The organism is Devosia sp. RR2S18 (assembly GCF_030177755.1).
Taxonomy (GTDB): domain Bacteria; phylum Pseudomonadota; class Alphaproteobacteria; order Rhizobiales; family Devosiaceae; genus Devosia; species Devosia rhizosphaerae.
On the sequence record NZ_CP126539.1, the window covers coordinates 109,462 to 131,954 of the forward strand.

A 22,493-nucleotide genomic window follows, 5' to 3' on the forward strand; every position below is an offset into this window, starting at 1 on the left:
CAGCTTGGAGAGCACAGAGACCGCCGCTTAAAACAAAAGGCAACACTCAATGACCACTCAAGTTTCCGACGCCACCTTCGGCGAGGAAGTCCTCAACTCCAAAGAACCCGTTCTGGTGGACTTCTGGGCGGAATGGTGCGGGCCCTGCCGTGCGATCGCCCCCGTTCTGGATGAACTGTCCAGCGAGCTCGCCGGCAAGGTGAAGATCGTCAAGCTCAATGTCGACGACAACCCAGGCATCGCTGCTCAATATGGCGTCCGCTCCATTCCCACCATGATCCTGTTCAAGGGCGGTGAGGCGGCCGACATGAAGGTTGGTGCCGGCACCCCCAAGGCAGGCCTCGCCAAATGGCTCGAGTCGCACGCAGCCTGATCGCGCGCTCGACAGAATTTTTTGAAAACACCGTCGGAGTGATCCGGCGGTGTTTCCGTTTGGAGAATAGGTTTCTCCGCTCCGCTTGCTACCAGATATTGTATGTCTTTGACCGTCAGCAGGCCTGATGTAGCGTCGCTGTTCTCATAGGCAGGAGACGTGGCATGGCGCAGCAGGTGACGGATGCAGATTTTGCGAGCGAGGTCCTGGCGGCTTCGACACCGGTTCTGGTGGATTTCTGGGCCGAGTGGTGCGCGCCTTGCCGGGCCATGGAGCCGACGATTGATGCGTTGAGCCAAGAGCTCGCGGGCACGGTCAAGATCGTCAAGCTCGACGTGGATGCCAATCCCGCCATCGCCAGCCAGTACAACGTGCGCTCCATGCCCACCTTCATGCTGTTCAAGGACGGGCAAGTGCTTGACCTCAAGGTGGGCGCTGGCCAATCGCGCGTGCAGATGCTGAAGTGGCTGGAGACGCACGCCGCCGCATAGCGCAGCGATTCCCCCGGGCGGCGCATTGCTCTACAGGTTTGGGGCAAGCCCGACTGCCGGAGGACCAGATGGCCCAGCTCGATCTCAGCGCCGCGCCCTTTCATCTCGACGAGGAGGCTATCGCCTGGGTGCACGCAACACGTGACAGCCTAGCGCCGCGCGACAAGCTGGCGCAGCTCTTCGTCCTTTTGGCGCGGGGCGAGCCCGGAGCGGTGCTGGAAAATGTCGAGCGGTTCCGGCCGGGCGGTATCACCCGCGTCTATTCGGACGATCTCGAAGCCGAGATCGATCTGGTGCGGGCGCTCGACGAGCAGAGCCCGATCCCGCTTTTGGTTAGCGCCGACCTAGAAGGCAGCCGCATGAGCCTGCCCTTTGGCACCGAGGTGCCCAATCCACTGGGCCTTGCCGCTGTAGACGACATCGAGGCGACCACCGCCATTTCCACCATCATGGCGCAGGAGGCCGGTGCGGTGGGGCTCAATTGGAGCTTCACGCCAGTCATCGATATCAATGCCGCTTGGCGCAGCGCCATTGTGGGCACGCGGTCCTTTGGCAGCGATGTGGAGCGGATCGAGCGTCACGCGCTGGCGCAGATTGACGCCTTCCAGGCTCATGGAGTCGCGGCAACGGTCAAGCACTGGCCCGGGGAGGGCTATGACGACCGCGACCAGCACCTGGTGACGACCGTCAATCCGTTGAGCATGACGGAGTGGGAAGCCGGCTTCGGGCGGCTTTACCGCAGCGCCATTGCGGCGGGCGTGCTCAGCATCATGTCCGCCCATATCGCGTTTCCCGCCTTTGTGCGGGAACTCGAGCCAGAAGCTGGGGCCGAGGCATTCCGGCCGGCGTCGATCAGCAAGGCTCTCAATATCACACTGCTGCGGGAGCGCCTGGGTTTCAATGGGTTGATCGTTTCGGACGCCACCGCCATGGCGGGGCTTGGCGACTGGGGACCGCGCGACGTCACCCTGCCCGAGATCATCATCTCAGGATGTGACGTGATCCTCTTTTCCGACGATCCCGATGCCGATTTGATGCGGCTGGTGCATGCTATTGCTGATGGCCGGCTTTGCCAGGAGCGGCTGGACGAGGCCGTAACCCGCGTGCTCGCGCTCAAGGCCGCCTTGGAGCTGCATCAGCTCAAACCAGCGCCCACTCTTACAAAGGCTGCAGCGGTTGTTGCGACGGAGGCCAATCATCTCACTGCGCAGGGGGTGATGGCACGCGTGCCGACGCTGGTTAAAGATACGGCAAACCTCCTGCCCATCTCGCCCGAGCAGCATCGGCGGGTACTGGTCTATTCGACCGGCGCCATCCTGCCCTTTGCCCCGCACCCCGTCCCCCTCACCATTCCGCAGCAGTTGCAGAACGAAGGGTTCGAGGTGACGATCTGCCAGCCGGGAGCAACGCCCGATCCGCGCCAGTTCGACCTCGTCCTTTATCTTCTCGCCGAAGAGACGCTGATGACGCGCGGGCGCATCTTTCTTGACTGGAGGACCCTCACCGGATCGGTGCTGGGCGCCATGAGCCGCTATTGGCATCAGGTGCCCACGCTGGTGATTTCGCTGGGCTTTCCCTACTATCTCTACGATGCGCCGCGAGCGCCCACCTATATCAATGCCTATGGGTCGGGCGAGGTGATGCAGGCGGCCGTGGTGGAGGCAATCCTGGGACGTCGCCCGTTCAGCGGCACCAGCCCGGTGGACCCCTTTTGCGGCAGCGAGCAGACGCGCTACTAGTCCGGCAGCGTGCCGTTGCGGGCGAGCACATCGCCAGCCAGATAAAGCGAGCCACAGATCAGCACACGAGCGCTGGGCACCGTAGCGGCAGATTTGAGCGCGGAAGTGACCGAGCGCATGGGCCGTGCGGGAAACCCGAGCTTGCGCGCCTCCTCGGCAAGATAGACGGCCTTATGCGCGTTGGCCTCGCCCGGAATGGTGACGGTCAGCACCTCATTGGCGAGGCCCTTGAAATGGGCAAGGAACTCGGCTGGGGCGCGCGTGTTCATCATGCCGACAACCAGCACCAGCGGCAGGTGCCGCCGCTTGTTCAGTTCGGCGAAGCTGCGCGCTAAGGCGGCGGCGCCATGGGGATTGTGACCGCCATCGAGCCAGAGTTCGGCCCCAGGCAGGAGCAGGTCACTTAGCTTGCCCGTGAGCGGGGTGATCCGGGCTGGCCAACGGACCGACCGCAGACCAGTTTCCAGCGCCGCGGCATCGACCGGCAGATCGAAATGGCGGACTGCGGCGATGGCCAGCGCAGCATTGTCGAACTGGTGCGCGCCCAGCAAAGCCGGCGGCGGCAGATCAATCAGGCCCTGCTCATCCTGGAAGACTAGCCGGCCATCCTGCTCGGCACCATTAAAGTCCTCGCCCTGATAAAGGGGCCGGACGCCAAGGCGCCGCGCGGCCCGGTCCACCACATCGCGCCCCTCGGGCTGCTGCAAGCCAATCACGGCGGGGCTGCCGCGCTTGAGGATACCGGCCTTGCTGACAGCAATTTCGGCGATGGTATTGCCGAGGAAACCCTGATGGTCGAGGTCGATCGGGGTGATGACCACGCCAATGGGCCGGGCCACCACGTTGGTCGTGTCGTAGGTGCCGCCCATGCCGGTTTCGAGCAGGAGATAGTCTGCCGGCGTTTCGGCAAACAGTGTCAGCGCCGCTGCGGTGGTGATTTCGAAAAAGGTGATCGGCTTGCCCGCATTCACCTGTTCCACCCGCTCCAGGGCCTGGTTCAGCCGGCGGGTGCTGACCAGCGTGCCCGCCAGCCGGATGCGCTCGTTGAAGCGGACCAGATGGGGGGAATTGTAGACGTGGACCCGCTTTCCGGCCGCTTCGAGGAAAGCGCGGAGATAAGCGATAGTCGACCCCTTGCCATTAGTGCCGGCCACATGGATGACGGGCGGCAGGCGCTCTTCGGGATGGCCGAGATCGACAAGCAGACGCTCGATGCGCTCCAGGCTGAGATCGATGAGCTTGGGATGGAGGGCAGAGAGGCGGGCAAGGATGGCGTCGGTGCGGGACATGGGCGGGGCGCTTGGCTGACGGGTGTTTCACGTAGCGCGGAAGCGGGTGAGCGGGCAAGGAGTGCTGGCGCGCGCGGGGTGCGTGGCTCTACCCCCACCCGGCCTCCCCCTGCAAGGGGGAGGTGGGCCGCCACTCGGTAGCGGCGTGAGGCGCAGAAAGGGGCTTAGAACTCGGCCCAGTCGGGATCGACGGCGGTGTTGCCACGGGTGAGGTAAGCGCCGGCGGCTGATTTTAGCTTTTGCTGCATGCCGCGGATGCCGGTTTCGGCAGGCGCTGACTTTGGGGTGACGGCAGCGGGCTTGTCGTCGATGGTGAAGATCTCGACGATGCGGTCGAGCTCGCTGGCCTGGGCCTCGGTCTGCTCGATGGCGGCATTGGTTTCTTCCACCAGAGCCGCGTTGTGCTGCGTGATTTCGTCCATCTGCCGGACGGCCGAATTGACCTCTTCGATAGCGGATGCCTGCTCCCGGTTGCCCTTGGCGATCGCCTCGAGCGCTGCGGTATTGCCGCGAATGGCTTCGAGCATGCTGGTGAGCTTGGCGGCGGCGTCCGACACCAGGCGCGTGCCACCGCTGACTTCACCCGCCGATTGCTCGATCAGCGCCTTGACGTCAGCCGAGGCGCCGGCGGCGGACTGCGCCAGGCGGCGAACTTCCACCGCGACGACCGCGAAACCCTTGCCGGCATCCCCGGCGCGCGCCGCTTCGACCGAAGCATTGAGGGCCAGGAGATTGGTTTGGAAGGCGATATCGTCGATGAGGCCGATGATGTTGGAAATCTTGGCCGAGGACGCGGTGATCCGGTCCATGGCCGCCGTCGCCTCGTTCATCACGCGACCACCCGCTTCGGCAGTCTCGGAGACCGACTGGGCCTGCTTGCTGGCGGCTTCGGCCTTTTTGGCGTTGTCGATGACGGTGCTGGCCAGTTGCTCCACAGTAGCGGAGGTTTCCTCGATGGTGGCGGCCTGCTTGGTGGTGCGCTCGGACAGGTCGTTGGCGCCCGAGAGGATTTCTCCGGTGGCGCGCTTGAGGGCACCGGAGGTCTGGCGCAACTGGCCCACGATCTCGCCCAGCTTTTCAGCCACGGCATTGGTGTCAGCCTTAAGTTGCGCGAAGGCTCCCTGATAGTCGCCGCGCACCCGGCGGGTGAGGTCGGTATCGGCGAGCGCCGAGAGCACCTCGCCCGTTTCGCCCAAGCCACGGTCGACCGTTTCCACGAGGCTGTTGACCGAGCGGGCCAGAGCATTGAGCTCGACATCGGGGAAGCTCGCATCTACGCGGCGGGAGAAATCGCCGGCGATGGCGGCATCCACCACGTCGCCAAAAGCCTGCTGCAACGAGGTCATCATCTTGGCTCGTTCGGCCTGGTTGGCGAGCACCTGCGCCGCCTCTGCCTCGGTCATCTGGTTTATCTTCTGGGCGTTCTCGCGGAAGATTTCGACCGTGCGGGCCATTGCGCCCAGCTCGTCGGTCCGCTCGGCACCAGGAACCTCGACGTCGAGATTGCCCTGGGCAAGGGTCTCCATGGTACCGGTCAGCCGAGTGATCGGCCGGGTAATGGTGCGCGAGAAGAGAAGGCCGAGCGCGGCAACGATGGCAAGGAGACCGGCCCCGATCAACAGCATCATGTTGCGCATATTGGCGACGGGAGCCAGCACTTCGTCCTTGGCCATTACGGCAACGGCCGCCCAGGGCTGGCCGCGCGTAGCGATGGGGGCCGAGGCCACCAGCATGTCGGTGGCCCGGTAGTCAGACATCTCGCCGATGGCCGGGGTGCCAGCCAGCGCCGTTTCGAGGAGGGTGCCGGCAAAGGGGGTCACCAGCGCATCATTGCCATCGGTGAACACGGAGTCCGAGCGCAGCACGCCGTCGCTGCCGGCGATGACGACTTCACCCGTTTCACCGAGCCCGGTGCGATCGCCGATCACGTCGTCTAGCCGCTCGGAGGGGAGTTCAAGCGCGAGAACGCCAATCTTGCGGCCCTGGGCGTTGAAGACAGGCTTGGCAAAAAAGCTCGCCGGCAGCGCGCCGGTGGGCTCGTAGGGGGCGAAGTCGGCGAAAGCCAGTTCTTCCTTGGTCTCGAAGGCAAGGGCCTGAGTCACCACCTGGCCCAGAGGCGTTGCCGCATATGGGCCACCCTCGGCAAAGCTCGTGCCGTAGTCGGCGCCCTTGTTGACCGTATAGACCAGAAAACCTTTGAGATCGAAGAGGTAGAGTTCGCGATAGCCGCGTGCCGCCAGCTGATTGCGGAAGCCGGCATGGAAACGGGTATGGGTGACGTCGTAGGCGTTGGTGGTGCCCAGCGTTTCGAGCGCCGCCAGATTGGTCTTGTCGGGGTTCTCGTCGACGTAGAGGCGGCGCACTTCGGCGGTCGGATCGGTCTTGAACTGGATCCAGGCGGAACCGAAATCACGCAGCGCCTGAATGGTGGCTTCGGACTGTGCGGTGGCGGCGAGATCGGCTTCGACCGACTGCAGGTAGGTCGAGACCTGGCGGGCGCGTTCGCTCGCCATGGTGGAAAGGTTGGTTTCGGCGGAACTGCGCAGAGCCTGCGAGCCAATCATGTAGCTCGCCAGACCCACACCGACACTCACCAGCAAGGCCGACCCAATCAGGGCCAGCGGCAGCTTGCGTGCGATCGGCAATGACATTTTCAGCATAGGACACCCCCCACAAGGCAGCGCGCGCGGCAGGCTTCCAAAAAGCCGATGCCACGCCGCCTATGCCCTGAATTAAGGCAGGTTGTCCTTAAGCGGCGGTAAAGACGCCTATTCGGCGTGGACCGCTGCGGGTGGAGCGACCTCTTCGTCGTCGCCTTCGGCTGCGATGGCGGCCTCACGCAGGCTCGCCCGAGCGGCGCTGTCCGCGCTCGCATTGAGCCCGTCCACCGGGTCACCCTTGGTGAGGATGGAGGCGAGCGAACCGATGGTGGGGCGCAGATTGTGGCGGTGCACCACCATATCGACCATGCCATGCTCATAGAGATATTCGGAGCGCTGGAAGCCCTTGGGGAGCTTTTCGCGAATGGTCTGCTCGATGACGCGGGCGCCGGCAAAGCCGATCATCGCGCCCGGCTCAGCGATGTGCACGTCGCCCAGCATGGCGTAGGAGGCAGTGACGCCGCCGGTGGTGGGGTTGGTGAGCACGACAAAGAAGGGCAGACCCGCCTCGCGGAGGCGCAGCACGGCCACGGTGGTGCGGGGCATCTGCATGAGGCTGAGGACGCCTTCCTGCATGCGAGCGCCGCCGGAGGCGACAAACAGCACGAAGGGCGTCTTGCGCGTGACGGCGGTTTCAAGCCCGGTGATGATCCCCTGCCCGGCGGCCATGCCGAGCGAACCACCCATGAAATCGAAGTCCTGAACGGCCACGGTGATGTCGCGGCCATAGAGCTTGCCGGTGGCGACGGTGACCGAGTCCTCCTGGCCGGTCTTGGTGCGCTGTTCGCGCAGCCGGTCGACATATTTCTTCTGGTCACGGAATTTGAGCGGATCGACCGGGACGGATGGCACCGGCACGGTCTCGTAATGGCCATCATCGAGGAAGGTCTTGAGGCGATCCGCCGTCTTGATCTTCATGTGGTAGCCCGAATTGGGCACCACCCACTGGTTCGCCTCAAGATCGCGATAGAACACCATCTCGCCCGACTCAGGGTCTTTGACCCAGAGATTTTCCGGCGTGTCCCGCTTCTGAGTCAGAAAGGAGCGGATTTTGGGGCGGACGAAATTGTCGATCCAGTTCATGGCGAATGCCTTTCGAGAGACCTAGTCGTCATCTTCGGGGTCAATTGTGGCAATTGTATCAGGGGTGCAACGCCGGACCAAGCCGGCGGCTCCATCCCTTTTGGGTCAGCCGCGGGCGCGTTTCACGCCTTGAGCAAGATCAGCAACGATGTCGCGAACGGCACTGACAGTGCGATCGGTAGCCTTGCCGTTGTCCAGCGAGTTGGCGACGGCATCGACAAGAACAGTGCCGACCACGATGCCATCGGCGTGCTTGCCGATCTCGGCAGCGTCGTCGGCGGTCTTGATGCCGAAGCCGACGGCGACGGGAAGTTCGGTATGCGCCTTGATGCGCTCCACCGCTTCGCCCACCGCCCCGCGCGACTTGATGGCGGCGCCGGTCACACCGGTCATGGAGACATAGTAGACAAAGCCCGAGGTATTAGCGAGCACGGCCGGCAGGCGCTTGTCATCGGTGGTGGGGGTGGTCAGGCGAATGAAGTTGAGGCCGGCCTTGAGGGCGGGGATGCAAAGTTCCTCGTCTTCCTCCGGTGGCAGGTCGACAATGATGAGCCCATCGACACCCGCATCCTTGGCCATGGCGAGGAAGCGATCCACGCCGAAGATGTAGATGGGGTTGTAGTAGCCCATGAGCACGATCGGCGTGCTCTCATCCTTGCGGCGGAAATCCTCGACCATGCCGAGGACGCCGGTGAGCGTTTGCCCCGAAGCCAGGGCGCGCTGTCCGCCCAGCTGGATGGCAACGCCATCAGCCATCGGATCGGAAAAGGGCATGCCGAGTTCGATAATGTCGGCCCCGGCCTGCGGCAGCGCCTCCAAGATAGCCTGGCCGGTAGCCAGATCGGGATCGCCGCCCATGATGAAAGTGACGAGGGCGGGGCGGTTCGCCGCCTTGAGTTCGGCGAAGCGCTGATCGATACGCGTGGTCATGGCTACAGCAGTCCCAGATGTTTGCCGACGCTCTCGACGTCCTTGTCGCCGCGGCCGGAGAGGCAGAGCACGATGTCCTCGTCCTTACCCATCGTAGGCGCGACCTTCATCAGCTGCGCCAGACCATGCGCCGACTCGAGCGCGGGGATGATGCCCTCAAGGCGGGTGCAAAGCTGGAAGGCTTCGAGTGCCTCATTGTCGGTGATGGGCGCATAGGTCACGCGCTTGGTGTCGTGGAGGAACGCGTGCTCCGGACCGACGCCGGGATAATCGAGGCCAGCCGAAATGGAGTGGCCTTCAAGGATCTGGCCGTCGCGATCCTGCAGGAGATAGGTGCGGTTGCCGTGAAGCACGCCGGGCTGGCCGCCCGTCATGGAAGAGGCATGGCCGTTCTCGACATCTATGCCGTGGCCACCCGCTTCGGCGCCATAGATCTTGACCTCGGGGTCATCGAGGAAGGCGTGAAAAGTGCCGATGGCATTGGAGCCACCGCCAACGCAGGCGACTACCGCATCGGGCAGTTTGCCCTCTGATTCCTTGAACTGCGCCTTGAGCTCGGTGCCGATTACGGACTGAAAGTCGCGCACCATCTCGGGATAGGGATGCGGGCCCGCGGCCGTGCCGATCAAGTAGTAGGTGGATTCAACGTTGGTGACCCAGTCGCGCAGAGCCTCGTTCATGGCATCCTTGAGGGTGCCGGCGCCCGCGGTGACCGGCCGCACTTCGGCGCCCAGCATCTTCATGCGCAGCACGTTGGGCATCTGCCGCTCGACGTCGGTAGCGCCCATGAAGATAACGCAGGGCAGATCGAACTTGGCGCAAACGGTCGCGGTGGCGACGCCGTGCTGGCCGGCACCGGTTTCAGCAATGACGCGCGTCTTGCCCATGCGCTTGGCCAGAAGGATCTGACCCAGGCAATTGTTGATTTTGTGGGAGCCGGTGTGGTTGAGCTCTTCGCGCTTAAACCAGACCTTGGCGCCGCCCAGGTGCTCGGTCAGCCGCTTGGCGAAGTAAAGCGGGCTGGGGCGGCCCGCATAATGGGTTGAGAGGTCGGAGAGTTCGGCCTGAAATTCGGGGTCGGTCTTGGCCTCGCGATAGTGCCGCTCGAGATCAAGGATCAGCGGCATCAGCGTTTCAGCGACGAAGCGGCCACCGAAAGGGCCGAAGCGGCCATGCTCATCGGGGCCGTTGCGCAGGGAATTCAAGCCGTCCATCGGTCGGGTCCTCTCGGATGCTCCGAGAGGTCTCGGGGCAGTCTAGTTGCTTGCTGTTCTTACGTTTCGAACGAACGCTTCGATCAGCCGCTTGTTCTTCACGCCAGGAGCGGTCTCCATGCCTGAAGAGGCATCCACCCCATAGGGGCGCACCGCCCGGATCGCCTCGGCGACATTATCCGGCGTCAGGCCTCCGGAAAGCATGAAGGGGATGGAAGGGTCAAGCGCCTTGAGCAGGTTCCAGTCGAAGGCCGTACCCAACCCGCCGGGCCGATCAGCACCCTTGGGTGGCTTGGCATCCAGCAGAATGCGATCGGCAATTTCGACGAAGTCGGCGACATGGGCAACATCTTCGGCCGTGCCGATGGGCAGCGCCTTGATGATCTCGACGCCCGCTTCAGCCCTGATGGTTTCCACCCGATGCGGGGTCTCGGGCCCATGTAACTGAATGAAATCGGGCCCCAGTGCCGCCACTTCAGCAACACAGCTGTTATCGGGATTGACCAGCAGCACGCAGGTTTGCACTCGCCCCCGCGCCACCGAGATCAGATCGCCGATCTCTTCGATGGTGGCGTGGCGCGGCGAGCGCATGAAATGAACGAAACCCACCATGTCGGCACCGGCCGTGATGGCGGTTTCGAGGATGTCGGGGTTTTTGATACCGCAGATTTTAACGACGATTGGCTCGGCCATCGAAACGCTCAGCGCAGCTCCAGCAGGTCATCGACTTCGGCAACCGGCGCATTGGCCGGGACCACTTGATTGCGGCGCATGGTTTCCAGCTCCTCGTTGAGGTGCCGGGCTTCGCGCCGCCAATGTTTTTCCGCGCGCCGATGGTGCGCCTGGGCAAACCAGGTGGCAATGCCACCCAACAGGACGCCCACCAGAAGGACCACGTAAAGCACGATAAAGAGCGGCACGCCATAACCTGGCGCAGGCGCCTCGACAAAATTGAAGGGATTGAGGTTAACGGCCACGAGGTGACGATTGGCCAGCGCAAACACGATCAGCACCAGGCACAGGGGCACCAGAACCAGCCAGCCAACGATTTTTCTAGTCATAAGCGGGTGCCTATTGGGGATTGCTTATCCCGTTACGAACGGTTGAGCCGCTCGCGGATTTCCTTGCCCGCCTTGAATTGCGGGACATACTTCTCGCCCACTTCAACCTGTTCACCCGTCCGCGGGTTGCGTCCGACGCGCGCCGGACGGTTCTTGACCGAAAACGCACCGAAGCCACGGAGTTCTACCCGATCGCCGCGCGCCATGGCATCGCCGATCTCGTCCAAAATGGCATTGACGATATTTTCGATGTCGCGCTGGAACAGGTGCGGGTTCTCTGCCGCAAGCTTCTCCACTAGTTCCGACTTGATCATCCCAGGCTCCTCTCGACGCTTCCTGCCGCTTCAGGACGCGGGGCCAACCTGCCAAAGCGAGACCAAACCGTCAAGCGGCATAGGACCTTGCGGCAGACCCAGCCAAGAACGCGCCTGCCCGCCCAAGACAAGGTTCCACCAGTCAAACCCCGCCTCAGGCTCAGGCCATACCGTACTGATCTCAAGATCGGCCGGAACGCTTGCCGCGGTTTCAAGCCAGGCCTGCGCTTCTGCTTCCCCGCCAATGGCATCGATGAGCCCCGCTTCGACGCCGACGCGGCCGGTGACGATCCGTCCGTCCGCAAGACCCAGCGCCACGGGGCGAGCGAGGTTGCGGCGCTCCGCGACGATATCCACGAACCATTGGAAGCTATCGTCCACGAGGGCAGCGATGGACTGGCGCGGGGCGCCGGTGAGTGGTTCGTCCAGATCAGGCTGGGCCTTCAATGGTCCCGAAGCGACCTTGTCTAGATCTACGCCAATCGTGTCCATCAACTTGCCGGCGTTGACGTGCTGGTAGAGCACACCGATTGAGCCAACGATGGAGAGACGTCGGGCAAAAATCCTGTCGGTAGCAATAGCCGTCATATAGGCAGCGGATGCTCCGAGCTCCTTGATGACAGCGACGGTTGGCTTGGTTTCCCGCAGCTGGCCCAGGGCTTCGTAGAGTTCTTCGCCGCCCGCCGTGGTGCCACCGGGTGAATTGATCGCCACGATCACCGCCTTGACGCTGTCGTCTTCGGCAAGCTCTTCGATGGCAGCAAGCCGACCCGGGTCGGTGGCAATGGCGCCATCGATTTCCAGCCTGGCGATATAGTCCTGCACCGGGCTTTCCGGCGCGGCGAAGCGCCCGAACAACGCGAGGATCAGCGCAATGAGAGCCAGAAAGGCAAGCACGCGCCAGACGCCACGCGAGCGCCGATAAGTGTCAGCGGCCACAGCGGCATGCGGATCGCGGCCAGGCTCGGCCGGCGGAATGGGCTGATCGCTCAATTGCGCCTCGTGTTCGTGCGACAGGGCTGGACTACTCTGAGGCACAGGGGCTGGCAAGACCGAGTGCAAACACGACTAAGCTAGCGCCCGCACCATTAGCCGGGCGGTTGGCTCATAGCTCGCCAGCTTGCTTGTAAGTCCCGCGCTCTCGATCTCCTCGAAACCATGCTTGCGCCAGAATGGGACGGAGCCATTGACCGCAACCAAGCTGATGCTGGCGAACCGGCGTTTCTTGGCGTGCTCGATCAGCGCGCCGACGATCTGGGTTGCAGCTCCGGTGCCCCTGGCGACGGGCAGCAGTGCCAGATCGTGGATGTAGTAGGTGTCGGCGCCAACGGGAATATGGCCCAATCGCGAATTAAGCGCGGGAAGATCGCCGAGGGTCCAGGTGTGCGACAGGACGTAGCCAGCAGGCTGGCCGTTCAGTTCGAGAAAGCGCGCGCCGTCGGGGTAGAGCCGCTGTCGCTCAGCCAGGACGGCGATGTCCTCTGGGAAGCTGGGGTGCACTGAGCCAGCAATGGCCTCGACCGCCGGAAGATCCAGGGTGGTGAGGCTTCGCCAATGGATCGCCGTGCGGTGCATGGTGCCGTTAGAAAGCAAAAGGCCCGCGCTCACAAGCGCGGGCCTCGATTTGGCAGTTGCGAGACTTACTTGTCGTCGCGATCCTTGAGCGCAGCGCCCAGGATGTCGCCCAGCGATGCGCCCGAAGCGGACGAACCGTAATTGGCAACGGCTTCCTTTTCCTCGGCGATTTCCAGTGCCTTGATGGAAAGCTGGATGCGCTGGGTCTTGCGATCGTACTGGGTGACGCGTGCGTCAACCTTTTCGCCCTTGCTGAAGCGCTCGGGACGCTGGTCGTTGCGATCGCGGCTGAGATCGGCGCGGCGGATGAACGCAGTCATTTCGGAGTCGGCAATGCGAACTTCGATGCCGCCCTCGTTGACTTCGGTCACGGTGCCGGTGACGACAGAACCCTTGCGGATGCCGCCTTCGGTGCCAGCCGTATCGGCAACTTCGCCGGTCGCGAGCTGCTTGATGCCCAGGCTGATGCGCTCCTTCTCGACGTCGACGTCGAGCACCTTGGCCGAAACCATGTCACCACGGTTGTAGTCTTCCAAGGCCACTTCGCCCGACTTCTGCCAGTCGAGGTCGGAGAGGTGCACCATGCCGTCCACATCGCCTTCGAGGCCGATGAACAGACCAAATTCGGTCTTGTTCTTGACTTCGCCTTCGATGACCGCGCCAACGGGGTTCTTCTCGGCAAACGCTTCCCACGGGTTCTGCAGGGTCTGCTTGAGACCCAGCGAGATGCGGCGCTTGTCGGGATCGACCTCGAGCACGACCACTTCGACTTCCTGGGAGGTCGAGACGATCTTGCCGGGATGGACGTTCTTCTTGGTCCAGCTCATTTCCGAGACGTGGATCAAGCCTTCGATGCCTGGCTCGAGCTCGACGAACGCACCGTAGTCGGTGATGTTGGTCACGCGGCCCGAGAACTTGGCGTTGATCGGGTACTTGGCCTCGATGCCTTCCCACGGATCGGCCTGGAGCTGCTTCATGCCCAGGCTGATGCGGTGCGACTCGTGGTTGATACGAACGATCTGGACCTTGATGGTCTCGCCGATGGTCAGCACTTCGGACGGGTGGTTCACACGGCGCCAAGCAATGTCGGTGACGTGGAGCAGACCGTCGATGCCGCCGAGATCAACGAACGCACCATAATCGGTGATGTTCTTGACCACGCCGTCGACAACCTGGCCCTCTTCGAGCTGCTGGACGATTTCCGAGCGCTGTTCGGCGCGCGACTCTTCCAGAATGGCGCGGCGCGACACCACGATATTGCCGCGGCGCTTGTCCATCTTGAGGATCTGGAAGGGCTGCGGCACGTTCATGAGCGGCGCGATATCGCGGATCGGGCGGATATCGACCTGCGAGCGCGGCAGGAAGGCAATGGCGCCTTCGAGGTCGACGGTGAAGCCGCCCTTGACCTGGTTGAAGATGGTGCCTTCAACGCGCTCATTGTTGTTGTACATTTCTTCGAGCTTGACCCAGCTCTCTTCCCGGCGGGCCTTCTCGCGGCTGAGCACGGCCTCGCCCATGGCGTTCTCGACGCGGTCGACATAGACCTCGACTTCCGAGCCCACGGTGATGGTGCCGTCACGGCCAGCCTGGCCGAATTCCTTAAGCGCGATGCGCCCTTCGGTCTTGAGACCGACATCGATGATCGCGAGATCCTTTTCGATCGCGACGACCCTGCCCTTGACGACGGCGCCTTCCAAAGGCTCGTTGTCAACAAACGAATCCATCAACAGGGATTCAAAATCTTCTTTCGTCACAGTTTGCTGTGCCAAATTTCTCTCCAGTTGCACCGGGGGTTGGGTTGAGACCGGAGCCCGCCATGCAATGCGCATGCCGGCGCGCGAGCGCCCGATCGGTTCAGCTAAGGTTTGGTAGTCCAATCCGGGCCAAGGCTGGAATGATTGGCGGACCCACAATGCTCAAGGAGGAAATTAGGGCTAGTGCCCTGCCTTGAGCGCCATGGTGCTGTCGACAATCGCGATGGCGGCACGGAGTGCGGCCTCTATACCGAGAAGCGTCGTGTCGAGCAAGTGCGCGTCATCAGCCGCATAGAAGCCGCCATGCGGGTTAAGCATATCGCGGGCATCCCGTTCCTCGATCTGGTGATAAAGCGCGTAGCGATCAACCTCCAGACCACGCGCTTCGAGCTGACGGGCCCGCCGCTCCATGCGGGCCTTGCTGTCGGCTTGGATAAAAAGCTTCACATCGGCATCGGGGCAGATCTTGGTGCCGATATCGCGACCGTCGAGCACAGCTCCGCCCGGCTGGGTGGCGAAATCGCGCTGGTAATCAAAGAGCGCCTGCCGCACCGGACCGATCACCGCCACCTTGCTGGCCATGACCCCGGCTCCCGCCGAGGTCAGTTCCGCGGTATCGGTCAATTGCTCAGCGCGGAGCGCGCGCGCCGCTGCAATGGCGGCTTGCTTGAACTCGGCGCTGTCCTCCTGGCTGGTGACCGCCAGCCCCACGGCGCGATAGAGCAGGCCCGTATCCAGGTAGGGCAGACCGTAGTGGCGGGCAAGGCCCGCCGCCAGTGTTCCCTTCCCCGAGGCTGCGGGACCGTCTACGGCAATGATCATGCGGCTTGTCCTTGGCTTGTCGGTCGCGGCTTAGCACGGCTGGAACGATCGAGGCCACACCCTGGCTCCCCCCGAAACCGGCGCACCGCATTTTGGGTTTGACAGGGGCGGGGTTTGCCCATAACCGGACGACGAAACGGCGGCGATGTCCCCGAAGAAATTCCCTTTCATGAGGAACACAATGGCCAGTTCCGAACGCGGCACGAAGCGGACCGACCCCGACACGGGCAAGAAGTTCTACGACCTCAACATGGACCCGATCGTCTCGCCTTATACGGGCAAGAGCTATCCGCGCTCCTTTTTCGAACAGGTCCTCGCCGGCAAGCCCTCCCCTGCTACCGCCCGCAAGGTGGACGACGAGGAGGACGAGGTCGAAGAGGAAGAAGAGGAGACCGCAGGTCCCGAAATCGTCAGCCTCGAGGAGGCAGATGCCGAGGAGTCCGGTGACGATGTTCCCGACACCGATGACGTCGAGGTCGAGGTGGAAGAGGATCTCGGCGACGACGACGAGGACGTGTTCCTCGAAGAAGATGAAGACGAGGACGAAGAGCTCGGTTTTGACGTCGGCGGCGACGAAGACCGTTGATTTCGTTTGAGTTTAGGGCCGGTTGAGGCAATCAGCCGGTCCAACAAAAAAGTGTCATCCAGGCACTTGCGCTGGCGGAAACGATCCAATAGGTTCCGCCTCGCTTCGGACGGGGACACTCCCGACCGAACCCACACAGACTGCTGCAAGGACGTCAGCGAGATTGGCTTCTGCCCCTCGCACCTTGCTCGGATGGGGCCATAGCTCAGCTGGGAGAGCGCTTGCATGGCATGCAAGAGGTCAGCGGTTCGATCCCGCTTGGCTCCACCAAATTTGCTGCTCCGCAGCATAGAACTTTAGCAGATATTGATGGGCAACCTTGGTTCGAAAAGCTTAGCTTGAGAGAACCGGGTTGAGCCGGCGCGTGTCATTTGATGGTCACGTCTCTCGATCTGGATGGCACGCTTGCCGAAATTGCCCCACACCATCTCAGCCGCAGGGGCTCGCGCGATCTGGCTGCACGCGCAGCGGCTCGATGCGGAGGCGCCGTTTGGTGCGGGCCCGGCGGCGGCGCAGGCGGCGATAGAACAGCTGGGTTATGTGCAGATCGATACGATCCATGTGATCGAGCGCTGCCATCATCACATCCTGTGGTCGCGCATTCCGGAGTATCGCCGGAGTGATCTTGCGGCGCTGCAATCGGAGAGCAAGAGCATCTTTGAATATTGGACGCATGCACTAAGCTATGTGCCCACGCGTGACCTGCCGTTCTTCATCCCCGCCATGAAGGCGTATCGCGAGAACCCCAGCGCCTGGTTCGGCTCGGTCACCAGGGCCGAGATCGCAACCATGACCCGGCGCCTCAAATCCGAAGGGGCCCTGTCGATCCGCGACATCGACGACGATGAACTGGTCGACAAGACCCATCCCTGGGCCAGCCGCAAGCCGTCCAAGCGGGTACTGCAGTTGATGTTCTATCAGGGGCTGGTGACGATCTCGGCGCGGGAAGGCATGCTCAAGACCTATGACCTCCTAACCCGTCATTTTGGTTGGGAGAAGTTGCCGCGACCCGCCACCGACCGGCAGATCACCGCCTATCTTCTCGACCGCGCCTTGCGGAGTCAGGGCGTGGTCAGTCTTGATTCCATTTGTCACTTGGCGGCAAGCCGCAAACCTGCCGTGCGGGAGCTAATCGAAAGCCGCGTGCGCCGCAAACTCCTGGTGCCCGTCACCATTGCGGGCGCCGAGAAGGTGCCTCACTGGGCCGCGCCAGAAAGTCTCGAGCGGCAGCATGCACAAGCTGACCGCATCCACATTCTCTCGCCGTTCGATCCACTGATCATTCAACGCAAGCGGCTGAAGCTCTTGTTCGACTACGAGCATCTGTTTGAAGCCTATGTGCCAGCGGAGAAGCGCAAGCTCGGCTATTTCGCCTTGCCGGTGCTGGTGGGGGACAAAGTGGTGGCAGCCATCGACCTCAAGACAGACCGGCGCGAGCGGCGGCTTATCGTCCAGAACTGGACCTGGATTGCCGATTGCGGGACCGAGGCCAAGGCAGCCATCGATGAGGCAATGCATGTCTTCGAGCAGTTCCAGTGTACCCCGCACGCACAGGATTGACCGGCTCCCTTTCCATCCCCCGCCGGGCGCGCTAGAAACCAGCCGGACTTGGGGACATTAATGGCCACCTACACCGATATCGCCCGCCGGGTGCACAATCACGCCTGGAAGCTTGATCCGATCGTGCGCAGCCTGCTCGACACGGATTTCTATAAGCTGCTGATGCTGCAGATGATCTGGGGGCTGTATCCGCGTGTGGACGCCACCTTCTCGCTGATCAACCGCACCAAGTCCGTTAAGCTCGCCGAGGAAATCGACATCGACGAATTGCGGGCGCAGCTCGATCACTGCCGCACCTTGCGCCTGTCGAAAAAAGAGATGATCTGGCTGGCCGGCAACACCTTCTACGGCTCCAAGCAGATTTTCCAGCCCGGCTTTCTGCGGTGGCTCGAGCGCTTTCAACTGCCCGAATACCGGCTGGAAAAACGCGACGGGCAATTCGTCTTGGAGTTTCCTGGTCTTTGGCTTGAGACCACCATGTGGGAAATTCCAGCCCTCGCCATCATCAATGAACTGCGCAGCCGTGCGGCAATGAAGAATTATGGGCCGTTCACGCTCGACGTGCTCTACGCCCGAGCCAAGGCCAAGATGTGGGAGAAGGTGGAGCGGCTGCAAAAACTGCCTGACCTCAAGATTTCTGATTTCGGCACGCGCCGACGTCATTCCTTTCTGTGGCAGCGCTGGTGCGTCGATGCGCTCAAGGAAGGGATCGGCGAAAACCTCACCGGCACGTCCAACGTCAAGCTAGCGATGGATACCGACCTCGAGGCGCTGGGCACCAATGCGCATGAACTGCCGATGGTGCTGGCGGCCCTCGCCCGTTCCGACGCCGAACTGCGCGAGGCCCCCTATCGGGTCCTGCAGGACTGGAAGAGCTATTATGGCGGCAACCTCCTGATCGTTTTGCCCGATGCCTTCGGCACCGATGCTTTTTTGCGCGACGCACCCGATTGGGTCGCTGACTGGACTGGTTTCCGCCCCGATAGCGCACCGGCGATTGCTGGTGGCGAGCGCATCATCGAATGGTGGAAGTCGCGCGGGCGCGACCCCAAGGAGAAGCTACTCATCTTCTCGGACGGGCTCGACGTCGACATGATCGAGGAAGCCTATCTCCACTTCGACGGCAAGGTGCGCATGAGCTTTGGCTGGGGCACCAACCTCACCAATGATTTCGAAGGCTGCGCCCCCGAAGCCAATCGCATGCTGGAGCCGATCTCGATCGTCGCCAAAGTCAGTAGCGCCAACGGCCGGCCTGCCGTTAAACTCTCGGACAATCCCGCCAAGGCCACCGGCACGCCCGAAGAGATCGCCCGCTATCTCGAGGTCTTCGGCAGTGACGGCCGCGTGGAGCACGCCGTCCGCGTATGATGCCACGCAATTGCCTCGGCTGTGGAGAACCGGGGAAAGCCTAACAATCGTTAACCTTGTGGGTACCGCCCAACTCTAGCCTGTCGCCCAGTGGCCAGGGGCATGCAGTTGAGTTTGGAACTGATCGATATCGCCGTCCGCGACAAGCAGGTGCATCCTCGCCTCCAAGGCCGGATCACCGGCCACGTGCGGGCGCTCCTCAGTGAGGATGACGGGGCTCACAGCCAGACCCATGACTTGACCATTGCGGTCTGGGCCGATCTCCCGCAGGACGCCAACGAGGCGCACACCGACATGGCGCTGATGGTCAAGGCCGCCGGCATCATCGCCCGGCTCAAGCGGCGGCTGGCCGGCAGGTGAAAGGCACGCGGGTGAACTGCGTGGGGGGCGGCTACTTCTTGGCTGCAGTATCCTTGTCGATCGGCACGGCGTAGAGTTCGAGCCGATGGTCCACCAGGCGGTAGCCGAGCCGCTTGGCGATGAGCTCCTGGATGGCCTCGATTTCCTCATTGCGGAATTCGATGACGGTGCCAGAGCGGATGTCGATCAAATGGTCGTGGTGCTCGTCCGGAATGGGCTCGAAGCGGGCGCGTCCATCCTTGAAGTCGTGCTTGGTAACGAGCCCCGCCTCCTCAAACAGGTTCACGGTGCGATAGACAGTCGAGAGTGAGATGCGCGGATCGGCCGCCGCGGCGCGGCGATAAAGCTCCTCGACGTCGGGGTGGTCCGCGCTCTCCTCGATCACCCGCGCGATAACGCGCCGCTGGTCGGTCATGCGCATGCCACGGGCAACGCAGGCCTCCTCGAGCGTCGGATCTGGCGGGGTTTTGCTCAAGCCTTGGCTCCCTGCTGCATCAGGACGGGTTAACCAAGATCACGCGCCATGACAAGCGCCGTGGCCGCGCTGCCGTCAACGCGCGCGTAGTAGCCGTCGCGCCGTGCAATCTCGCGAAAACCCTCGTTGCGATAGAGCCGAATGGCGGCGGCATTCTGCTCCTCGACCTCAAGAAACATTCGCTTGGCGGGCGAGAGCATGAGGTCCTGAAAGGTGGCGTGCAGCAGTGCCCGTCCGATTTTTTTGCCGCGCCACTTGGGATCAACGGCAATGGTCAAAAGCTCGGCTTCATCGGCCGCAATCCGGATCAGGGCAAAGCCGGCAATGCGGCGCTTGGCGTCACAGGCCACATAGATAGGCGTATTGCGCTCGGCCAGGAACTCGGCGAACTCCTGGGCCGACCAGCCACGGAAAAATCCGGTTTTGTGGATGCGCGCGAGCTCGGCAGCATCCCCGTCCTGGCCCATTTCCACGTGGAGTCCGGCCGGCGCCATCCAGAGCTTGATCATGCCGGCTTCCGCGCAATGCGATTGGCAGTCTGCGGCTTAGCGTCGGCATCGCGCACATAAGTGGCTTCGGGCGGGTGGGTCGTCGGGTCCGCCGCCGCCGCGTAGCGGGCCAGCATGGCAATCTCGACAAAGGGAGACTGCAGCAGCGTGGTGGCAGGGTCGACACGCTCCTGGGCCACTTCCATGGGGAGCAGCAGGGGCTCGCTGGCTGCTATTGCCGGAGCGGAGAAGGTCTGGAAATAGGCCTCGCCCCGGCGCGCATCGAGCAACACGGTGGAAGGGCCTTCGACCGCCAGCGACAGGGCCAGTAGACTGGGAACGCCCACCACCGGGATGGATCTTGCCAGCCCGATGCCGCGAGCAGCCGAGAGGCCAATGCGCAGGCCGGTAAACGAGCCCGGACCCGTGGTTGTGGCAATGCGCCCGAGATCGGGGTAGCCGACCCCGTTGCGGTGCAGCAGCAAGGCAATGCGGTCAAAGATCAGTTCGGCGTGCCCCGTCGCGATCTCATCGATCGACACATCCACAGCGCCATCTGCGAGCAGGAGCCCCAGCTGCAAGCGCGGCGCGGCGGTATCGATGGCGAGAGTGATGGGCAGGGTCATGCCACCGCTCTAGCGCTCGCTCTGCTCCCTGTCGAGATTGACGGAGGCGCGGGAGGCAGCCAGCTTGCGCCCATGCAGACCGATTCGCCGAGATCTTCCCTGTGACCTGGCTGGCCGAAACGGCAATGCTTAGCCATGGCTGGCGACGCTTCCTGCTGCTGGTGCTCGCAGGCGCGGTGGCCGGTCTGTCCGTGCCGCCGCTCTTTATTCTGCCCGCACTGTTCCTCGCTTTCCCCATCTGGGTGTGGTGCCTCGATGGCGCCGAACGGCCGAAGGGCTGGCGGCGCCTATTTGGGCCGGCCTTTACTATCGGTTTTGCGTTTGGCTGGGGCTATTTCACCGTCGCTTTTCACTGGCTGGGCGCGGCCTTTTTCGTAGAGGGCGGCGTCATGCTGGCGCTCATGCCCTTCGCCATTCTGGCGTTGGCGGCGCTGATCGCGTTTTTCTGGGGAATCGGGAGCGCAGCGGCGCATCTGTTCTGGAGCCACGGCGCCTGGCGGATCGTCACCCTGGCGACCTTCATCACCATCGCCGAATGGCTGCGCGGGCATATCTTCACCGGGTTTCCTTTCGATCTTCTGGGCTATGCGCTCACCCCGACCGACGAAATGATGCAGCTGGCCTCGCTCATCGGCATCTACGGGCTGACCTTCCTCGCTGCCCTTTTGGCGGGCACCCCTGCTCTGATCTGGCCGGCGGATGGCCGCGCGCTGTCGCGGCGGCTCCTGCCGTTCTTCCTCAGCCTCCTCGTGATCGCCTCGCAGCTCGGCTATGGCTATAACCGGCTGACCGGCATGGCGGTTACGGAACGGACGGACGTCGCATTCCGGCTGGTGCAGCCGCTGGTCTATGAACATGCCGACTGGGGCAATGCCGATCCGGTGGCGCTGATCGACCGCCTCCTGATGCTGACCGACATGCGGATGGACCCCACCGACCAGGGGATCGCCGATATCACCCACGTGGTCTGGCCCGAATCGAGCCTGCCCTTCTTTTTGTCGACCTATCCCGACGCGCTGGCGCGCATAGCGCGGCTTCTTCCCGACACCACGACGCTCCTGGCGGGTGCGCCCCGGCAGGCCTTCGAACCAGGAGCAATCGGCACGCCGGGTCCGCCCTACAACGCGCTTCTGGCAATCGACAGCAATGGCGAGGTGATCGCCTCCTATGACAAGTCGCATCTGGTGCCGTTTGGCGAGTTCCTGCCGTTCCAGGACTTTTTCGGTCAGCTGGGCATCAAGCAATTCGTGCCGGGGGCCGAAGGCTGGGGCCACGGCGATGCGCGCCGCCGGTTGATGAGCCTACCCAATACGCCCGCCTTCCTGGCATTGATCTGCTACGAAGTCCTGTTCTCGGGCGATTTGGGGGATACTGAAGCCGCCCAGTTCATGCTCAACATCACCAATGATGCCTGGTTCGATGGCTCTATCGGCCCGGCGCAGCACGCCCACCATGCCCGTGTCCGCGCGGTCGAAGAGGGCATGAGCCTGCTCCGGGCGGCCAATTCCGGCCTCACCTTTGCGACCGACCCCTTGGGCCGCGTCACAGCCGAGATTGCGCCCCAGCAGATGGCCGTGCTCGATGCCAATCCCCATCTGCGCCTGGCGCCGACGACGTTCAGCCAGATCCGGTATTGGCCGCTCTTGATTGCCCTTCTGGCCGGGGTGCTGATCTCGGTGGTGGTGGGTCGGCGCCCCAGACGGGTGCGCTAGCACGTGTAAGGCG

23 protein-coding genes and 1 tRNA gene are annotated in these 22,493 nt (G+C 63.0%); 9 read left to right on the plus strand and 15 right to left on the minus strand.

All coding sequences use genetic code 11. The features are described from left to right. Window positions 1-49: 49 nt before the first annotated feature. The 3 genes from trxA (QOV41_RS00515) to QOV41_RS00525 all read left to right on the plus strand — a co-directional run bounded on the left by trxA (QOV41_RS00515) (window position 50) and on the right by QOV41_RS00525 (window position 2,603). Entirely contained in the window at window positions 50-373 is a 324-nt protein-coding gene (gene trxA, locus QOV41_RS00515; RefSeq protein ID WP_284578801.1) for a thioredoxin, read from the plus strand. A 164-nt stretch (window positions 374-537) separates the two neighbouring features. Further along, window positions 538-864, plus strand: coding sequence for a thioredoxin (gene trxA / locus QOV41_RS00520; RefSeq protein ID WP_284578803.1), 327 nt, complete (start codon window positions 538-540; stop codon window positions 862-864). 68 nt (window positions 865-932) lie between these two features. Next, window positions 933-2,603, plus strand: coding sequence for a glycoside hydrolase family 3 protein (locus tag QOV41_RS00525; RefSeq protein ID WP_284578804.1), 1,671 nt, complete (start codon window positions 933-935; stop codon window positions 2,601-2,603). On the opposite strand, the gene QOV41_RS00530 is transcribed toward QOV41_RS00525, so the two are convergent. The 12 genes from QOV41_RS00530 to QOV41_RS00585 form a co-directional block, all read right to left on the minus strand. Continuing rightward, window positions 2,600-3,892, minus strand: a complete 1,293-nt coding sequence (locus tag QOV41_RS00530; protein ID WP_284578806.1) for a bifunctional folylpolyglutamate synthase/dihydrofolate synthase — start codon at window positions 3,890-3,892, stop codon at window positions 2,600-2,602. The genes QOV41_RS00525 and QOV41_RS00530 overlap by 4 nt on opposite strands. 164 nt (window positions 3,893-4,056) lie before the next feature. Next, on the minus strand, window positions 4,057-6,552 hold the full coding sequence (locus tag QOV41_RS00535) for a methyl-accepting chemotaxis protein (protein ID WP_284578808.1): 2,496 nt from the start codon (window positions 6,550-6,552) through the stop codon (window positions 4,057-4,059). 108 nt (window positions 6,553-6,660) lie between these two features. After that, complete coding sequence (gene accD, locus QOV41_RS00540; RefSeq protein WP_284578810.1) at window positions 6,661-7,635, minus strand: acetyl-CoA carboxylase, carboxyltransferase subunit beta; 975 nt, start codon at window positions 7,633-7,635, stop codon at window positions 6,661-6,663. A 105-nt stretch (window positions 7,636-7,740) separates the two neighbouring features. After that, on the minus strand, window positions 7,741-8,565 hold the full coding sequence (gene trpA / locus QOV41_RS00545; RefSeq protein WP_284578812.1) for a tryptophan synthase subunit alpha: 825 nt from the start codon (window positions 8,563-8,565) through the stop codon (window positions 7,741-7,743). Between the two features lie 2 nt (window positions 8,566-8,567). After that, the gene (trpB, locus tag QOV41_RS00550; RefSeq protein WP_284578813.1) at window positions 8,568-9,779 is read right to left on the minus strand and encodes a tryptophan synthase subunit beta; all 1,212 of its coding nucleotides are present in this window, start codon (window positions 9,777-9,779) and stop codon (window positions 8,568-8,570) included. Between the two features lie 42 nt (window positions 9,780-9,821). Then, the gene (locus QOV41_RS00555; protein ID WP_284578814.1) at window positions 9,822-10,472 is read right to left on the minus strand and encodes a phosphoribosylanthranilate isomerase; all 651 of its coding nucleotides are present in this window, start codon (window positions 10,470-10,472) and stop codon (window positions 9,822-9,824) included. An 8-nt stretch (window positions 10,473-10,480) separates the two neighbouring features. After that, the gene (locus QOV41_RS00560) at window positions 10,481-10,840 is read right to left on the minus strand and encodes a lipopolysaccharide assembly protein LapA domain-containing protein (protein ID WP_284578815.1); all 360 of its coding nucleotides are present in this window, start codon (window positions 10,838-10,840) and stop codon (window positions 10,481-10,483) included. A gap of 32 nt (window positions 10,841-10,872) precedes the next feature. Next, on the minus strand, window positions 10,873-11,154 hold the full coding sequence (locus QOV41_RS00565) for an integration host factor subunit beta (protein ID WP_284578816.1): 282 nt from the start codon (window positions 11,152-11,154) through the stop codon (window positions 10,873-10,875). Window positions 11,155-11,184: 30 nt separating this feature from the next. Beyond that, complete coding sequence (gene sppA / locus QOV41_RS00570) at window positions 11,185-12,147, minus strand: signal peptide peptidase SppA (protein WP_284578818.1); 963 nt, start codon at window positions 12,145-12,147, stop codon at window positions 11,185-11,187. A gap of 75 nt (window positions 12,148-12,222) precedes the next feature. After that, complete coding sequence (locus tag QOV41_RS00575) at window positions 12,223-12,762, minus strand: GNAT family N-acetyltransferase (protein ID WP_284578819.1); 540 nt, start codon at window positions 12,760-12,762, stop codon at window positions 12,223-12,225. A gap of 32 nt (window positions 12,763-12,794) precedes the next feature. Next, entirely contained in the window at window positions 12,795-14,558 is a 1,764-nt protein-coding gene (gene rpsA, locus QOV41_RS00580) for a 30S ribosomal protein S1 (protein WP_284578821.1), read from the minus strand. 105 nt (window positions 14,559-14,663) lie between these two features. Further along, window positions 14,664-15,305: a (d)CMP kinase gene (locus QOV41_RS00585; RefSeq protein ID WP_284578823.1), complete on the minus strand. Its 642-nt coding sequence runs from the start codon at window positions 15,303-15,305 to the stop codon at window positions 14,664-14,666. A gap of 181 nt (window positions 15,306-15,486) precedes the next feature. On the opposite strand from QOV41_RS00585, the gene QOV41_RS00590 reads away from it, so the two are divergent. The 5 genes from QOV41_RS00590 to QOV41_RS00610 all read left to right on the plus strand — a co-directional run bounded on the left by QOV41_RS00590 (window position 15,487) and on the right by QOV41_RS00610 (window position 19,179). Next, window positions 15,487-15,891, plus strand: a complete 405-nt coding sequence (locus QOV41_RS00590) for a TIGR02300 family protein (RefSeq protein ID WP_284578824.1) — start codon at window positions 15,487-15,489, stop codon at window positions 15,889-15,891. Between the two features lie 194 nt (window positions 15,892-16,085). Next, a tRNA-Ala gene (locus QOV41_RS00595) sits at window positions 16,086-16,161 on the plus strand. 126 nt (window positions 16,162-16,287) lie between these two features. Further along, a complete protein-coding gene (locus QOV41_RS00600; protein WP_284578826.1) occupies window positions 16,288-17,451 on the plus strand; it encodes a winged helix-turn-helix domain-containing protein in 1,164 nt (387 codons plus the stop codon). Window positions 17,452-17,511: 60 nt separating this feature from the next. Then, a complete protein-coding gene (pncB, locus tag QOV41_RS00605; protein WP_284578827.1) occupies window positions 17,512-18,819 on the plus strand; it encodes a nicotinate phosphoribosyltransferase in 1,308 nt (435 codons plus the stop codon). A gap of 102 nt (window positions 18,820-18,921) precedes the next feature. Further along, window positions 18,922-19,179 (plus strand): hypothetical protein, encoded by a 258-nt coding sequence (locus QOV41_RS00610; protein ID WP_284578828.1) that lies wholly within the window; start codon window positions 18,922-18,924, stop codon window positions 19,177-19,179. Between the two features lie 31 nt (window positions 19,180-19,210). On the opposite strand, the gene QOV41_RS00615 is transcribed toward QOV41_RS00610, so the two are convergent. From QOV41_RS00615 to tsaB, 3 genes are all read right to left on the minus strand, one after another. Continuing rightward, window positions 19,211-19,600, minus strand: coding sequence for a Fur family transcriptional regulator (locus QOV41_RS00615; protein ID WP_284581402.1), 390 nt, complete (start codon window positions 19,598-19,600; stop codon window positions 19,211-19,213). 83 nt (window positions 19,601-19,683) lie between these two features. Continuing rightward, window positions 19,684-20,163: a ribosomal protein S18-alanine N-acetyltransferase gene (gene rimI / locus QOV41_RS00620; RefSeq protein ID WP_284578829.1), complete on the minus strand. Its 480-nt coding sequence runs from the start codon at window positions 20,161-20,163 to the stop codon at window positions 19,684-19,686. Then, a complete protein-coding gene (tsaB, locus tag QOV41_RS00625) occupies window positions 20,160-20,768 on the minus strand; it encodes a tRNA (adenosine(37)-N6)-threonylcarbamoyltransferase complex dimerization subunit type 1 TsaB (RefSeq protein ID WP_284578830.1) in 609 nt (202 codons plus the stop codon). The genes rimI and tsaB overlap by 4 nt, the downstream gene beginning before the upstream one ends. Before the next feature lie 101 nt (window positions 20,769-20,869). Here tsaB and lnt point away from each other — a divergent pair, with 101 nt between their 5' ends. Further along, the gene (lnt, locus tag QOV41_RS00630; protein ID WP_284578831.1) at window positions 20,870-22,480 is read left to right on the plus strand and encodes an apolipoprotein N-acyltransferase; all 1,611 of its coding nucleotides are present in this window, start codon (window positions 20,870-20,872) and stop codon (window positions 22,478-22,480) included. Window positions 22,481-22,493: the final 13 nt, after the last annotated feature.